The 16,208-nt window shown below is 62.4% G+C and carries 12 protein-coding genes and 1 pseudogene; 9 read left to right on the top strand and 4 right to left on the bottom strand.

The annotated features are described in order from the left end of the window. The 4 genes from JFU04_RS12030 to JFU04_RS12015 all read right to left on the bottom strand — a co-directional run bounded on the left by JFU04_RS12030 (window position 1) and on the right by JFU04_RS12015 (window position 4,497). Complete coding sequence (locus JFU04_RS12030; protein ID WP_201144157.1) at window positions 1-2,256, bottom strand: Orn/Lys/Arg family decarboxylase; 2,256 nt, start codon at window positions 2,254-2,256, stop codon at window positions 1-3. A 189-nt stretch (window positions 2,257-2,445) separates the two neighbouring features. Beyond that, a complete protein-coding gene (gene dnaQ, locus JFU04_RS12025; RefSeq protein WP_162946153.1) occupies window positions 2,446-3,186 on the bottom strand; it encodes a DNA polymerase III subunit epsilon in 741 nt (246 codons plus the stop codon). A gap of 70 nt (window positions 3,187-3,256) precedes the next feature. Continuing rightward, the gene (gene rnhA, locus JFU04_RS12020) at window positions 3,257-3,709 is read right to left on the bottom strand and encodes a ribonuclease HI (RefSeq protein WP_003173571.1); all 453 of its coding nucleotides are present in this window, start codon (window positions 3,707-3,709) and stop codon (window positions 3,257-3,259) included. Window positions 3,710-3,738: 29 nt separating this feature from the next. Continuing rightward, window positions 3,739-4,497 (bottom strand): class I SAM-dependent methyltransferase, encoded by a 759-nt coding sequence (locus tag JFU04_RS12015; protein ID WP_201144156.1) that lies wholly within the window; start codon window positions 4,495-4,497, stop codon window positions 3,739-3,741. A 65-nt stretch (window positions 4,498-4,562) separates the two neighbouring features. Here JFU04_RS12015 and gloB point away from each other — a divergent pair, with 65 nt between their 5' ends. The 9 genes and pseudogenes from gloB to JFU04_RS11970 all read left to right on the top strand — a co-directional run bounded on the left by gloB (window position 4,563) and on the right by JFU04_RS11970 (window position 16,203). Next, window positions 4,563-5,330, top strand: coding sequence for a hydroxyacylglutathione hydrolase (gloB, locus tag JFU04_RS12010; RefSeq protein ID WP_201144155.1), 768 nt, complete (start codon window positions 4,563-4,565; stop codon window positions 5,328-5,330). Window positions 5,331-5,428: 98 nt separating this feature from the next. After that, the gene (locus JFU04_RS12005) at window positions 5,429-6,841 is read left to right on the top strand and encodes a lytic transglycosylase domain-containing protein (protein ID WP_065906399.1); all 1,413 of its coding nucleotides are present in this window, start codon (window positions 5,429-5,431) and stop codon (window positions 6,839-6,841) included. Between the two features lie 408 nt (window positions 6,842-7,249). Then, window positions 7,250-9,079, top strand: coding sequence for an extracellular solute-binding protein (locus JFU04_RS12000; protein WP_065906397.1), 1,830 nt, complete (start codon window positions 7,250-7,252; stop codon window positions 9,077-9,079). Further along, complete coding sequence (locus tag JFU04_RS11995) at window positions 9,076-10,914, top strand: extracellular solute-binding protein (RefSeq protein ID WP_201144154.1); 1,839 nt, start codon at window positions 9,076-9,078, stop codon at window positions 10,912-10,914. Before JFU04_RS12000 ends, JFU04_RS11995 begins: the two co-directional genes overlap by 4 nt. Further along, window positions 10,915-11,988, top strand: a complete 1,074-nt coding sequence (locus JFU04_RS11990; RefSeq protein WP_065906392.1) for a microcin C ABC transporter permease YejB — start codon at window positions 10,915-10,917, stop codon at window positions 11,986-11,988. 1 nt (window position 11,989) lies between these two features. Then, window positions 11,990-13,009, top strand: coding sequence for an ABC transporter permease (locus JFU04_RS11985; protein WP_065906391.1), 1,020 nt, complete (start codon window positions 11,990-11,992; stop codon window positions 13,007-13,009). A 1-nt stretch (window position 13,010) separates the two neighbouring features. Then, a complete protein-coding gene (locus JFU04_RS11980; protein ID WP_065906389.1) occupies window positions 13,011-14,612 on the top strand; it encodes an ABC transporter ATP-binding protein in 1,602 nt (533 codons plus the stop codon). 123 nt (window positions 14,613-14,735) lie between these two features. After that, window positions 14,736-15,256: pseudogene (locus JFU04_RS11975) on the top strand (sigma-70 family RNA polymerase sigma factor). Continuing rightward, window positions 15,253-16,203, top strand: coding sequence for a FecR domain-containing protein (locus JFU04_RS11970; RefSeq protein WP_201144153.1), 951 nt, complete (start codon window positions 15,253-15,255; stop codon window positions 16,201-16,203). Before JFU04_RS11975 ends, JFU04_RS11970 begins: the two are co-directional and overlap by 4 nt. Window positions 16,204-16,208: the final 5 nt, after the last annotated feature.

Here is a 16,208-nt window from a genome sequence, read left to right as displayed (position 1 = left end):
TTAACCCTTGATGCAATCGACGGTGTAACAACGACCACTGCCGTCGTCTTCGTGTTGCAATCCATGAACATCGGCGACAAAACCGGGAAAACTGCTATCGAACGTCCGGGCAAAGGCCAGGTAGTCAATGATCGATCGCGTCGACTCGGTAAAGCGCTCGCCCGGCATGATCAGCGGGATGCCGGGCGGATAAGGCACCAGCATCACCGCGGCTATGCGCCCTGGCAACGCATCGATAGACACCGCTTCCACCTCGCCCCTGACCAGCTGGTCGTAGGCGTGCGCCGGTTTCATCGCGATTTCCGGCAAAACCGTGTACATCCGTTTGAGGTGCTTGGCGGTCGCGTTGCTACGGTAACAGCTATGCAACTGATCGCACAGGTCACGCAGGCCGAGGCCCTGATAGCGCAACGGGCCCTGTGCGAACACCGATGGCAAACAACTGGCCAGGCTGGCATTGGCGTCGTAGTTGCGCTTGAACTCCAGCAACTCGGTGAGCAAGGTACTCCATTTACCCTTGGTGATGCCCATCGAAAACAGCACCAGGAAGGAATACAACCCGGTCTTTTCCACCACCAGCCCACGTTCCCAGAGGAATTTACTGACCACCGCCGCAGGAATGCCGCAGTCGCTCAGGGCGCCACCGGCGTTGAGTCCCGGCATCACCAGGGTGACTTTGATCGGGTCCAGCAGCACATAGTCCTCAGCCACATCGCCGAAGCCGTGCCAATCATCCTGCGGCTGCAACAGCCAATCCGCCGTCGCCACGCGGTCGATACCGGCCACCGAGGGCGGTTGCCAGATGGAAAACCACCAGTCCTCAGCGGCAATGTGCTGGCGCAGATTGGCCAGCGCGCGACGAAAGCTCAGGGCCTCGTCGAACATTTCCTGCAGCAGCGAACGCCCGGCGGGGCCTTCCATCATCGCCGAGGCCACGTCCAGCGAGGCGATGATGCTGTACTGCGGCGAGGTGGAAATATGCATCATGAACGCTTCGTTGAACCGATCACGGTCCAGCTGGCGGGCGCCGCCGTCCTGCACATGGATCATCGAGGCCTGGCTGAACGCCGCCAACAGCTTGTGCGTTGAGTGGGTGGTGAACACCAGCGGGCTGTCCGGGGTCCGCGAGGTGCCCATGCCATAACGGCCGGCGAAGAACTCGTGGAAGGCGGCGTAGGCGTACCAGGCCTCGTCAAAGTGCAGCACCTCGACACTGTTGCCCAATTGCTGCTTGATCAGCTCGGCGTTGTAGCACAGCCCGTCATAGGTGGAGTTGGTCACCACCGCCAGCTTGACCTTCGCCGGTCGACCACGGGCCAGCGGGCTGGCCTCGATCTTGGCACGGATCGATTCCGGGCTGAATTCACTCAGGGGGATCGGGCCGATGATCCCCAGTTCGTTGCGTTCCGGGCACAGGTACAGCGGGATGGCACCGGTCATGATGATCGAATGCAACACCGACTTGTGGCAATTGCGGTCCACCAGCACCAGGTCGTCGCGCCCGACCATGGAGTGCCAGACGATCTTGTTGGCGGTCGACGTGCCGTTGATCACGAAGAACGTGTGATCGGCGCCAAAGTTGCGCGCGGCGCGGGCTTCGGCTTCGGCCAGCGGCCCGGTGTGATCGAGCAGCGAGCCTAGTTCGGGCACCGAGACCGACAAGTCCGAGCGCAGGGTGTTCTCGCCAAAGAACTGATGAAACGCCTGCCCCACCGGGCTCTTGCGATAAGCCACGCCGCCGCCATGGCCGGGGGTGTGCCAGGAATAATTGGAGTCGGCGGTGTGCTGCACCAGCGCCTTGAAAAACGGCGGCAACAAGCCGTCCAGGTAACTGCGTGCCGCACGCGCCACTTGGCGGGCGAGAAACGGCACGGTGTCTTCGAACAGGTAAAGAATGCCACGCAGTTGGTTGAGTTCGCTCATGGCATCGGCCGGGGCGTTCTCCAGGGTGACTTGCTCGCCCAGGGCAAAGATCGGCAGGTTCGGCGCCCGCACCCGCGCGAGGCGGATCAGCTCGACCATGTTCTGCAGCAGGTGGGTGTTTTCGCCGGCGCCTTCAGCGGCAATCAGCATGCACGCCAGGCCATGATGGGTAGAGGCCACCAGCCGGCCTTCGGCGTAGTCCACCGCGGAAAAGATACTGAAGCCCTCTTGCTCCAACTCCCCGGCGATGCCTCGAACCCGATCACCGGCAACGGTGTCGGCCTTGATGTCACGGTGCACGATCAGCACTGGGAACTTCAGGTCTTTGTACATGGGTGCGGGCAGTCCTGAGGGCTATGCACTCAGGGTAGAAGCTTGCGGGCAATGGCGCGAATGAAGATTTTGAAAGCGATGCACATCAGCTGCAGGCGCCGGCTTGCCGCCGATAGCGTCGAGCCAGCCGCGTTATCCATGGCTGATACATCGCTATCGCCGGCAAGCCGGTTCCCACAGGGGGACCGGTTATTGCTGGGTCAGTTGAGTCCACAACGCCGGCGCGCCCGCCGACTTGGCAATCGCCTCCAGGCGCGCGGCATGCTCGGCCAGGTCTTGCTCGCTGGCACGGATGATCGTGGTGGGCTTGCGGTCCGCCGGCAGGCGACGGATCTCCGAAGGCCGGTTGCCCGAGCCTTCCGCCGAACCGCTGCCATCGGACGCGTTGCCTGCGAGGGACAGGCTGGTTTGCCCGCCCGTCATGGTCAGGTAAACGTCGGCGAGAATCTCGGAGTCGAGCAAGGCGCCGTGGAGTTCACGGCCGGAGTTGTCGACGCCATACCGCTTGCACAACGCATCGAGGCTGTTGCGCTGGCCGGGGTGACGCTCGCGGGCCATCATCAAGGTGTCGAGGATCGAGCAGTGCTGGGAAATGTCCGCGCGATCCGTCTGCCCCATCAGGGCAAATTCATTATTGATGAAGCCGACGTCGAACGCCGCGTTATGGATGATCAGCTGGGCGCCGTTGATGAATTCGAAGAACTCGTCCGCCACTTCGGCGAATCGCGGCTTGCCCTTGAGGAACTCGTCGGTGATGCCGTGGACGCCGATTGCGCCTTCGTCACTGTCGCGATCCGGTTGCAGGTAGACATGGAAGTGGCGACCGGTAAGGCGGCGACCCATCAGTTCGACACAGCCGATTTCAATGATCCGGTGGCCGTCGGTCACCGGCATGCCGGTGGTTTCGGTATCGAGTACAACAGATCGGATGGCCATCAGGGTTCAGCTCTCAACGGTGTGGTGTGAATCAAAGGGCGCGATGTTAACACGTCAGCCGGCTTCAACTCTGCTTGTAGCCGCGCACTTCATCCACGCCCCGGTTGGCCAGCTGGTCGGCGCGCTCGTTGCCCGGATGGCCGATGTGACCGCGCACCCATTTCCAGGTGATGTCATGGCGGTTGCATTGTTCATCGAGCAATTGCCACAGGTCGGCATTCTTCACCGGTTCCTTGGCCGCGGTTTTCCAGCCACGCTTCTTCCAGTTGACCATCCACTCGTTGATGCCCTTCATCACGTATTGCGAGTCGGTCACCAGCAGCACGTTGCAGCGGCGCTTGAGTTCTTCGAGGCCGCGAATCGCGCCCATCAGTTCCATGCGGTTGTTGGTGGTGTTGGCTTCGCCGCCCCACAACTCCTTCTCCACGCCCTTGCACACCAGCAACGCGCCCCAGCCGCCAGGGCCGGGGTTGCCCTTGCAGGCACCATCAGTGAAGAGTTCTACGCTATCGGTCATCGGTTGCTCGGTCTGAAATCAAAAAAGTTTTACGGTTCGCTTTGCTTGCGGTTGACCTTGGCCATCGGCATCGGCACCAGCTTGCCCATGGACTGGCGTGGTACCTGGCGCACGGGACGCAGCCCGACCACGATCTTGCGCGCCACCAATAAATAGAAGCCGCCGCCAGACAACTGCCAGGCACCCGCGCGGCGTTCCCAGCCGGCCAGGCGGCCTTGCCACTTGGCGGATGCAAGCGGCGGACGATAGCACCCGAAGCGGCGTTTCTCCAGCGCGAAGCCCAGCAGGTTCAGCCAGTCGCCAACCCGTGACGGCGAGATGCAGCGTGCCTGGCGCAAGCCGTCATGGGCGAACACATGGCGCAGGCCCCAACTGCTCCAGGGGTTGATGCCGACAATCAGCAAATGGCCACCAGGGCGCACACTGCTCGCTGCTTCGCGCAACAAACCGTGGGGCGACAGGCAGAAATCCAGGCCGTGCTGCAACACCACTACATCTGCGGCGTGCTCGCTCAACGGCCAGGCCTGCTCCTCGCAGACGATCTCCACCCCCGGCAACGGCGCCCCCAGGCGCACGTTGCGTTGCACCTGCGGCGCGGCAGGCGGTGTCTGGGCCGACGGGCCGTAGTGCACCAGGTAGCCGCCAAAGAACCGGCCCAACTCGTCTTCGAGCATGCGCCGCTCTTCATCCAGCAGAAATTGCCCGATCGGCCCGGACAGCCATTCGCGGGCGGCGCTGATCAGTGCCAGCCACTCAGGATCGGCCTGGGCGAACGCTTTATCAGTCATTGCATTCTCCAACTCGCCTAGACGTTCTAAGATGCACCAATGTGTTCAGCTTGGCGAATCGAAGAATGATACAGATCAGTGCCCTGCCCGCCTTCACCGATAACTACATCTGGGTGTTACAAGACCCCGAGACCAACCGCTGCGCCGTGGTCGACCCCGGCGATGCCGCGCCCGTGCTGGCCTGGCTCAAGCAGAACCCGGACTGGACCCTCAGCGACATCCTGGTCACCCACCATCACCATGATCACGTCGGCGGTGTCGAGCAACTCAAAAGCGCGACGGGTGCCAAGGTCTACGGCCCGGCGAACGAAAAGATCCCGGCGCGGGATGTCGCCCTGCAGGATAACGACCGTATCAGCGTGCTCGGCTGGGATTTCGACGTGTACACCGTGCCCGGCCACACCCTGGGCCATATCGCCTTTTATCACCAGGGCGTGCTGCTGTGTGGCGACACCCTGTTCGCCGCCGGTTGCGGGCGGCTGTTCGAAGGCACGCCGGAGCAGATGCACACTTCGCTGCAACGCCTGGCCGCCCTGCCCGCCGACACGCGGGTGTATTGCACCCACGAATACACACAAAGCAACCTGAAGTTCGCCCAGGCGGTGGAACCGGACAACGCCGATATCGCCAAACGCGTGGAAAACGTCCGCCAACTGCGTGACCGCGGCGAGATGACGCTGCCGTCCAACCTGGCCCTGGAGAAACTCACCAACCCCTTTTTGCGTACCGCTGAAACATCCGTTAAACAAAAAGCGGACGAACGGAATGGCCGCGACAACCGCACTGGGGCCGAGGTGTTTGCTAGCTTGAGGGCTTGGAAAGATAAGTTCTAACGGGATGCAATCTGATACGCAATTTCTGAATGGTTGACCGGAACCAAAGTGCTTTCTAGAATCGCCCGACATTTTTGCCCGGAACTTACTTCCAGCCAATGTCGTCATCTATTCGTAAATCCAACCATTCAGACGCATTGACCCGCCTGGCTCAAGCCGTGGCGGTGGCCGTGTCCGCGACTCTGGCGGGCTGCCAATCGACAAACTTCGCTGCACAATCCACCGTGCAACCCAAACCCAATCTTGCCGCCAAGATCAAGCAAAAACCTATTTGGCTTTCAGAGAAGCCCAGCCCCGAAGTGCCCCAGGATGTCTGGGAACGCATGCGCCGGGGCTTTCAATTGCAGGACGGCCTGGGCGTCAACCCACGCATCGAGCAACAGCGCCTGTGGTTCGCCAGCAACCCGTCCTTCCTGGAGAACGCCGGTGAACGCGGCAGTCTCTACATTCATTACATCGTCGAACGCCTTGAAGAGCGCAACATGCCCCTGGAGCTGGCGCTGCTGCCAGTGATCGAAAGTGCCTACAATCCAATGGCCTATTCGCGCAGCGATGCGGTCGGCCTGTGGCAGTTCATCCCCTCCACCGGTCGCTACTTCAACCTGCGCCAGACCCGCGCCTATGATGGCCGCCGCGATATCACCGCCTCCACCACCGCCGCCCTGGACTATCTGACCCGTCTGCACGATATGTTCAACGGCGACTGGCTGCTGGCGCTGGCCGCCTATAACGCCGGCGAAGGCACGGTCAGCCGGGCCATCGAGCGCAACGAGAAGCTCGGCCTCCCCACCGACTACTGGAACCTGCCCCTGCCCCAGGAAACCAAGGACTATGTGCCCAAGTTCCTGGCGCTGTCCCAGGTGGTACTGGCCCCGGAGGCCTACGGCGTCAACCTGAACCCGATCGCCAACACGCCGTATTTCGAAGTGGTGGAAGTCAAGCAGAGCATGGACCTGTCCCGGGTCGCCGCGCTGGCCGAGATCGACGAAGACGAACTGTTCCAGCTCAACCCGGCACTCAAGCAGCGCACCACCCTGGATGGCCCGCAGCATCTGTTGGTGCCAAGTTCCAAGGCGCAACTGCTCACCAGCAGCCTTTCGGCGATGAAGCCCGAGGAATTGCTGGCGCTGCGTCCGAAGAAGCCGGTGTTCGACGAAGTTGAAACGGCACGGGTGGCCGGGCGTACCCGCAGCTACAAGGTGCGCAGTGGCGACAACCTCACGCTGATCGCCAAGGCGAACAAGGTCGATGTGCATGATCTGCAGCGCTGGAACAAGCTCAACGGCCAGGCGCTCAAGGTCGGCCAGACCCTGGTGATGCAGGACACGCGCAAGTTGGTCGCCAAGGCCGACAGCAAGAAGCCGGTGCAATACAAGGTCAAGAAAGGCGATTCGCTGTATATCGTCGCCAAACGTTTCAACGTCGAGATGCAACATCTCAAGCGCTGGAACCCGCGCACTGGCCAGGCGTTGAAGCCGGGGCAGATGCTGGTGGTTTCCGGGCCCCGGTAACCGGCTCACGAGCGGGCGTAGGTGGGAGCTGGCTTGCCGAGGCTGCGAAGGCGGCGGCATTGCTGGCATTCTCTTCGCCTGAGACAGCGCTTTCGCAGCCTCGCTGAAGCTCGACAACTCCCACAGGGGATTGCGGTGTCGCCGTTATTTCAATCCCCTGTGGGATCGCAATATCCAAAGCGACGTGGCCCAAGTGTGGGAGCTGGCTTGCCTGCGATGCAGACACCTCGGTGTATCGGTGATACCGAGCCGATGCTATCGCAGGCAAGCCAGCTCCCACATTTGTCAGTCATACCGCTCAAGACCTAGCCGGCCCTCAGTCAGCCCCCGCAACAGCCTTTTTCCAACCGGAACAAGCTGTTACTGTACCGATCATAAAGCCCAAGCTGCCTGGATCGGATTCCTGACTTGAAGCGTCCCCTCCTTTTACTAATAAGTCTGGCCTTGAGCTTTGGTGCGAACGCGACGATTACCGAGAGCCACGGTTACACGCAGTTCGGCACGCTCAAGTACCCGGCCAAATTCACCCACTTCGATTGGGTAAACCCTGCAGCGCCGAAAGGCGGGACCTTGCGGGTCATGGCATTTGGCACGTTCGATACGCTCAACCCCTACACTTTCAAGGGCTCCAGCCCGGTTTCCACGCCCAATTTCCTCCAGTACGGCGTCAATGAGCTGAACGAGCCGTTGATGGTCGGCACTGGCCAGTACGCGCCGTCCGGCGATGAACCCACTTCCAGCTATGGGCTGATTGCCCAGTCGGTGGAGTACAGCGAGGACCGCAGCTGGGTGGTGTTCAACCTGCGCCCGGAAGCACGCTTTCACGATGGCAAGCCGATCACCGCGTATGACGTGGCGTTTTCCTATCGCACCCTGCTGACCGAAGGCCACCCCCAGTACCGCACCAACCTGCAGGAAGTGGCGCGGGTCGATATCCTCAACCGGCACCGCATTCGTTTTGTATTCAAGCGCGCCGGCAATCCGCTGCTGATCCTGCGCCTGGGCGAGTTGCCGGTGCTGCCCCAGCACTACTGGAAGAATCGCGACTTCAAGGCCACCACCTTCGAACCCCCTTTGGGCAGCGGGCCGTACCGCATCAGCAAGGTCACTCCAGGGCGGCAGTTGGTGTTCGAGCGGGTCAAGGACTACTGGGGCAAGGACCTGCCGGTCAACCAGGGTTTTTATAACTACGACAAGGTCGAAGTGGAGTTCTATCGCGACAGCGACGTGGCCTTCGAAGCATTCAAGGCCGGTGAGTTCGATATCTATATCGAGCACCAGGCCAAGAACTGGGCGAATGGCTACAACTTCCCGGCGGTCAACCGGGGCGACGTGATCAAGGCACAGATCGCCCACCAGATCCCGACCCAGAGCCAGGGCCTGTTCATGAACACGCGCCGGCCGACCTTCAGCCAGACCAAGGTGCGCGAAGCCCTGGGCATGATGTTCGACTTCGAGTGGACCAACCGCACGCTGTTCAGCGGCGCCTATAAACGTACCCTCAGCTATTACCCCAACAGTGAATTCGCCGCCACCGGGGTGCCCACCGGCCATGAATGGCTGATGCTCTCGCCCTACCGCGACCAGTTGCCGCCCAACCTGTTCACGCAGGCCTTCAGCCTGCCCCAGACCGACGGACGCGGCATCCCCCGCGAAACCATGCGCCGCGCCCTCGCCCTGCTCGGCGACGCCGGCTGGAAGCTGTCGGGGCAACGCCTGCTCGACAAGGACGGGCAACCGCTGCGCTTCGAGATCCTGCTGGTCAACCCGAACCTGGAGCGCATCCTGCAGCCGTACGTCGAGAACCTGATCAGCATCGGCATCGACGCGCGCCTGCGCACGGTTGACCGCGCGCAGTACAAGCAGCGCCTGGACCAGTTCGACTTCGACATGATCCTCATCACCCTCAACCAGACCTTGAGCCCCGGCCTCGAACAATGGCAGTACTTCCACTCCAGCCAGGCCGCCATCAAGGGCAGCAAGAACTACGCAGGCATCAACAACCCCATCGTCGATCACCTGCTGGAACAACTGCTGGCGGCCAAGACCCGCGAAGAACAACTGGCGGCCGGTCGCGCCCTGGACCGGGTGCTGCTGTGGCAGCACTACAGTATTCCCAACTGGTACCTCAACTATCATCGCTTGGCGTACCGCAACCGGTTCGCCTTTGTCACCACGCCGCCCTATAGCCTGGGTTTGAGCGCGTGGTGGCTGAAAGCTTCGGAGAAAGCCCAATGATGTATTTGCGTACTGCCCTGCTTGGCGGCCTGTTGCTGTGCACCGCGGCCCAGGCCGCCCCGCAACATGCGTTGACGCTCTACAACGAACCGCCGAAATACCCCGCCGACTTCAAGCACTTCGACTACGTCAACCCGGACGCGCCCAAGGGCGGTACCTTCCGCGAGTCGAGCATGGGCGGCTTCGACAGCCTCAACCCGTACATCAGCAAGGGCGTGCCTGCCGACAACCTGGGGCTGATCTACGACACCCTGGCCATGCAGAGCCTGGACGAACCGATCACGGAGTACGGGCTGGTCGCCGGCAAGATCGAAAAGGCCCCGGACAACAGTTGGGTGCGCTTCTACCTGCGCCCCGAAGCGCGCTTCCACGACGGCCACCCGATCCGTGCCGAAGACGTGGTGTTCACCTTCCAGACCCTGCTCAAGGAAGGCTCGCCGATCTACCGCACCTACTATGCCGACGTCGACGAAGTGGTCGCCGAGGACCCACTGCGCGTGCTGTTCAAGTTCAAGCGCACCAACAATCGTGAATTGCCGCTGATCCTCGGGCAACTGCCGGTATTGCCCAAGCACTGGTGGGCCACGCGCGAGTTTGCCAAGGGCAACCTGGAAGTGCCGCTGGGCAGCGGGCCGTACCAGGTCGCCGAGGTCAAGGCCGGGCGCATGATCCGCTACGAGCGGGTCAAGGACTACTGGGCCAAGGACCTGCCGATCACTAAAGGTTTCTACAATTTCGATAACCGCATCACCGACTACTACCGCGACAGCACCGTCTCCCTGGAAGCGTTGAAGGCCGGACAGTTCGATTACTGGCTGGAGTTCAGTGCCAAGAACTGGGCCAACGCCTACAACATTCCGGCAGTAGCCCAGGGCCGGCTGATCAAGGAAGAAATCCCCAACGGCAACCCCACCGGCATGCAGGGCTTTGTGTTCAATACGCGCAAGCCGATGTTCCAGGATGTGCGCGTGCGCAAGGCGATCAGCCTGTTGCTGGACTTCGAATGGAGCAACAAACAGCTGTTCAACGGCGCCTACACCCGTACCCGCAGTTATTTCGAAAACTCCGAAATGGCCGCCACCGGCCTGCCCGGACCGGATGAGCTGAAGATCCTCGAGCCGCTGCGCGACAAGATCCCCGCCGAGGTCTTCACCCAGGCCTTCGAACCGGCCAAAACCGACGGCAGCGGCATGATCCGCACCCAGCAGCGCGAGGCCTATCAACTGCTGCAGGAAGCCGGCTGGCGCATCGTCGACGACAAGATGGTCGACACCACCGGCAAACCGGTGACCATCGAGTTCCTGCTCGCCCAGACCGAGTTCGAACGCATCCTGCTGCCATTCAAGCGCAACCTCGCCGACCTGGGCATCGACCTGGTGATCCGCCGGGTCGACGTCTCGCAGTTCGTCAACCGTATTCGCTCGCGGGACTTCGACATGCTGGTCGGCAGTTTCCCGCAGTCCACCTCACCGGGTAACGAGCAGCGCGAATTCTGGTCGTCGTCCAGCGCCGACAAGCCCGGCAGCCGCAACTACATGGGGCTCAAGGACCCGGCCGTCGACCAACTGGTGGAAGAGCTGATCGACGCCGACTCGCGCCAAAGCCTGGTGGCCCATGCCAAGGCCCTGGACCGTGTGCTGCAGTTCGGTTACTACGTGATCCCCAACTGGCACATCAAGACCTACCGCGTGGCGTACTGGGACCACCTCGGCCACCCGAAGGTCTCTCCGCGCTATGACGTCGGCACCGCCACCTGGTGGGCCAAGCCCGATGCCAAGCCGGCGGTAACCGTGGACACCACCCAGACCGCCGATCCGGCGAGCGGAGGCGATTGAATGCTGGCCTATATTATTCGCCGCCTGTTACTGATCATCCCCACGCTGTTCGGCATCCTGCTGATCAACTTTGTGATCATCCAGGCCGCGCCCGGTGGGCCGGTCGAGCAGATGATCGCCAAGCTCGAAGGCTTTGAAGGCGCCACCAGCCGCATCGCCGGCGGCGGTGCCGAAGTCGCGGTGGCCGGCTCCAGCTACCGTGGCGCCCAGGGCCTGGACCCGGCGCTGATCAAGGAAATCGAGAAGATGTACGGCTTCGACAAGTCGGCGCCGGAACGCCTGTGGATCATGGTCAAGAACTACGCCACGCTGGATTTCGGCGACAGCTTCTTCCGCGACGCCAAGGTCATCGACCTGATCAAGGAAAAGATGCCGGTGTCCATCTCCCTCGGGCTGTGGAGCACGCTGATCATGTACCTGGTGTCGATCCCCCTGGGGATCGCCAAGGCCACGCGACACGGCAGCCATTTTGATGTGTGGACCAGCTCGGCGATCATCGTCGGCTACGCGATCCCGGCGTTCCTGTTTGCGATCCTGTTGATCGTGGTGTTTGCCGGCGGCAGTTATTTCGACTGGTTCCCGTTGCGCGGGCTGACGTCCAACAACTTCGACGAGCTGAGCTGGGGCGGCAAGATTCTCGACTACTTCTGGCACCTGGCGCTGCCGATCACCGCGCTGGTGATCGGTAACTTCGCCACCATGACCCTGCTGACCAAGAACAGCTTTCTTGACGAGATCAACAAGCAGTACGTGGTCACCGCCAAGGCCAAGGGCTTGACCAACCGCCGCGTGCTCTACGGCCACGTGTTCCGCAATGCAATGTTGCTGGTGATCGCGGGCTTCCCCTCGGCATTCATCGGCATCTTCTTCACCGGCTCCTTGCTGGTCGAAGTGATCTTCTCCCTCGACGGCCTCGGCCTGATGAGCTTTGAAGCGGCCATCAACCGCGACTACCCGGTGGTGTTCGGCACGCTGTTCATCTTCACCCTGCTGGGGCTGATCGTGAAACTGATCGGCGACCTCACCTACACCCTGGTCGATCCACGCATCGACTTCGCCAGCCGGGAGCATTGAGATGAATCTATCCCCCCTCAATCGCCGCCGGTTCGAGCGGTTCAAGGCCAACAAGCGCGGCTGGTGGTCGCTGTGGCTGTTCCTGATCCTGTTTGTGCTGAGCCTGGGCGCGGAGTTGATCGCCAACGACAAGCCGCTGGCCGTGCACTTCGATGGCGACTGGTATTTCCCGGCGCTCAAGCGCTACCCGGAGACCACCTTCGGCGGCGAATTCCCGCTGGAAGCCAACTACAAGAGCCCGTATATCCAGGAATTGCTCAAGGCCAAGGATGCCTGGACCTTGTGGGCGCCTATCCCGTTCAGCTACCAGAGCATCAACTACGACCTCAAAGTACCGGCCCCGGCGCCACCGTCCGCGGTGAACCTGCTGGGTACCGATGACCAGGGCCGTGACGTGCTCGCGCGGGTGATCTATGGCTTTCGTGTGTCGGTACTGTTCGCCCTGACGCTGACCGTGCTCAGCTCGATCATCGGTGTGATCGCCGGCGCCCTGCAGGGCTTCTATGGCGGCTGGGTCGACCTGGCCGGGCAGCGCTTCCTGGAAATCTGGTCCGGGTTGCCGGTGCTGTACCTGCTGATCATCCTCGCCAGCTTCGTGCAGCCCAACTTCTGGTGGCTGCTGGGGATCATGCTGCTGTTTTCCTGGATGAGCCTGGTGGACGTGGTGCGCGCCGAGTTCCTGCGCGGGCGCAACCTGGAATACGTACGCGCGGCCCGGGCACTGGGCATGCAGAACGGCGCGATCATGTTCCGCCACATCCTGCCCAATGCCATGGTCTCGACCATGACCTTCATGCCGTTCATTCTCACCGGCGCCATCGGCACCCTCACCGCCCTGGACTTCCTCGGCTTCGGCTTGCCGGCGGGCTCACCGTCGCTGGGTGAACTGGTGGCCCAGGGCAAATCCAACCTGCAGGCGCCGTGGCTGGGCATGAGCGCGTTTGCCGTGCTGGCGATCATGTTGAGTCTGCTGGTGTTTATCGGCGAGTCCGCTCGCGATGCCTTCGACCCGAGGAAATGAGATGAATCAGGACAATCTGATCGAAATCCGCGACCTCTCTGTCGAGTTCGTCACCGGCGAGCATCACCACCGTGTGGTGAACAACGTCAGCTTCGACATCAAGCGCGGCGAAACCCTGGCGCTGGTCGGCGAAAGCGGCTCCGGCAAATCGGTGACCGCCCACTCGATCCTGCGCCTGCTGCCCTACCCGTTGGCTCGGCATCCGTCGGGCACCATCGAGTACGCCGGGCAAGACCTGTTGACGCTCAAGGAAAAAACCCTGCGGCACATTCGCGGCAACCGCATCGCGATGATCTTCCAGGAGCCGATGACCTCGCTGAACCCGCTGCACAACATCGAGAAGCAGATCAACGAGGTACTCGGCCTGCACAAAGGCCTCACCGGCAAGGTCGCCACCCAGCGCACCCTGGAACTGCTGGAGCTGGTCGGCATCCCCGAGCCGCACAAGCGCCTCAAGGCCCTGCCCCACGAACTCTCCGGCGGCCAGCGCCAGCGGGTGATGATCGCCATGGCACTGGCCAACGAGCCGGAGTTGTTGATCGCCGACGAGCCGACCACCGCCCTCGACGTCACCGTGCAGTTGAAGATCCTGGAGTTGCTCAAGGAGCTGCAGGCACGCCTGGGCATGGCCTTGCTGCTGATCAGCCACGACCTCAACCTGGTGCGGCGCATCGCCCATCGGGTGTGCGTGATGCAACAGGGCTGCATCGTTGAACAAGCCGATTGCGAGACACTGTTCCAGGCGCCGCAGCACCCCTACACGCAGGAGCTGCTGGCAGCCGAGCCCAGCGGTGGGCCGGCCGGCAACGCTATCGGTCCGCCGTTGCTGGAGGTCGATGACCTCAAGGTGTGGTTCCCGATCAAGAAAGGCTTTTTGCGTACCACCGTCGATTACGTCAAGGCGGTGGACGGCATCAACTTCAGCCTGCCGCAGGGGCAGACGCTGGGCATCGTCGGTGAAAGCGGCTCGGGTAAATCCACCCTGGGCCTGGCCATCTTGCGCTTGATCGCCAGCAAGGGCGGGATCCGCTTTGAAGGCCAGCAACTGGACACGCTCAGCCAGCAACAGGTACGCCCATTGCGCCGCGAAATGCAGGTGGTGTTCCAGGACCCGTTCGGCAGCCTCAGCCCACGCATGTGCGTGAGCGAGATCGTCGGCGAAGGCCTGCGCATCCACAAGATGGGCACACCGGCCGAGCAGGAAGCGGCGATTATCGCCGCGCTCAAAGAGGTCGGCCTCGACCCGGCGTCGCGCAATCGCTACCCCCACGAGTTCTCCGGGGGCCAGCGTCAACGCATCGCCATCGCCCGCGCGCTGGTGCTCAAGCCACGCCTGATCCTGCTCGACGAACCCACCTCGGCGCTGGACCGCACCGTACAGCGCCAGGTGGTGGAATTGCTGCGCAGCCTGCAGGCCAAGTACAACCTGACCTACCTGTTCATCAGCCATGACCTGGCGGTGGTGAAGGCGCTGAGCCACCAGTTGATGGTGGTCAAGCAGGGGCAGGTGGTGGAACAAGGCGACGCCCAGGCGATTTTCGCCGACCCGCAGCACGCCTACACCCGGCAGTTGCTGGAGGCTGCCTTCCTGGTACCGGCCTGACGCACTGCACTCCCAGGTGGGAGCCCGCTCCCACCTGGAAGCAAACCAATATCATTTGCGCACCTTCCCGCCCTTTGCTTTAATCGCGACCAATTCTTATTTACGCCAATTCTTTTGCGCTGGATGGATATTGTGTCGACCTCTTTCACCCACCTCTACGGTTCCCACCACAGCTGGTTGCTTGGCCTGTTGCGCCGACGCCTGAACGACCGCTGGGATGCCGCTGACCTGGCTCACGACACCTTTATCCGCATCCTCAGCCGGCCCCCGCCGAGACCGATCACGTGCGCCAGCGCTCTTACCTGGCCACCATTGCCCGCGGGTTGTGCATCGACCACTGGCGTCGTCGCCAGCTGGAGAAAGCCTGGCTCGACAGCCTGGCGCTGTGCCCGGAGGCGACGCAGCCATCGCCGGAACAGCGCGCCATCATCGTCGAGACCCTCTACGAAGTGGATGCCATGCTCGCCCGCCTGCCGAAAAAGGTCAGCCAAGCCTTCCTGCTCGCGCAACTGCATGGCCTGCCCTACAAACAGATCGCGCAACAGTTGGGCGTGTGCGAGCGCATGGTCAAGAAGTACATGGCCCAGGCCTTGCTGCATTGCGCGATCCTCGAAGCCGAGCTCGACGGGATGCTGGTGCAATGAGCCCCACCGGCAAACTCAGCCACGCGAGCCTGGAACAGGCCGCGCAGTGGTACGTGCGCCTGCAGGACCCGAACGGCGCCCAGGAGCAGCAACGCTGGCAATCCTGGTTGATGCAGAACCCCGAGCACCTGGCGGCCTGGCACTATGTGGAGCGCGTCAGCCAGCGCTTCGCACCGTTGATGGAGCATTCCCAGGGCGCCGGCCGTGCACTGCGCAGTTCACGGCGCCAGACCCTCAAGACCTTGCTGGTGCTGTGCGCAGGCTCGACGCTGGCCTGGGGCACCTGGCGCAACACCGCCCTGCCCCGGCTGGTGGGCGGCTGGAGCGCCGACTACGCCACTGCCAGCGGCGAAACCCGCGACGCCTTGCTGGCCGATGGCAGCCATGTATGGCTTAACGCCCTGAGCGCGCTGGATGTGCGCTTCGATACGACGCAACGCTTGCTGCGCCTGCGCTTTGGCGAAGTGCTGATCGACACGGCCAAGGACGCTAGCCGCCCATTCCTGGTGGACACCGAATACGGCCGTCTGCAGGCGCTGGGCACCCGCTTCAGCGTGCTGCAGGGCGACGAGCATACCCAGCTCAACGTGTTCGAAGGCCGGGTGCAGGTCAGCACCCTCAACCAGCAGGTGCGCATCATCGAGGCAGGCCAGCAGGTCCGGTTCGCCCGCAACGGTTTCGACCCCACCGCCCCGGCCTCTCCCGCCCGAGAGGCCTGGAGCCGTGGCGTGCTGCTGGCCGACAACCTGGCGCTGGGCGAGCTGGTCGCCGAGCTCAACCGTTATCGTCCCGGCCACCTGGGTTGCGACCCGGCCGTGGCGCAGTTGCCGGTAATGGGTTCATTCCCGCTCAAGGACAGCGACCACGCCCTGCGCCTGCTGCAAGCCGCGTTGCCGATTCGCGTCGACCGGTTGCTGCCGTGGTGGGTCACCGTCAGCCCCCAGTAAAAAAA

This window comes from Pseudomonas sp. TH21 (assembly GCF_016651025.1).
In the GTDB taxonomy this organism is placed as follows: domain Bacteria; phylum Pseudomonadota; class Gammaproteobacteria; order Pseudomonadales; family Pseudomonadaceae; genus Aquipseudomonas; species Aquipseudomonas aylmerensis.
Note: the sequence above shows the minus strand (reverse complement) of the source record. Positions and strands in the feature narration are given on the sequence as shown.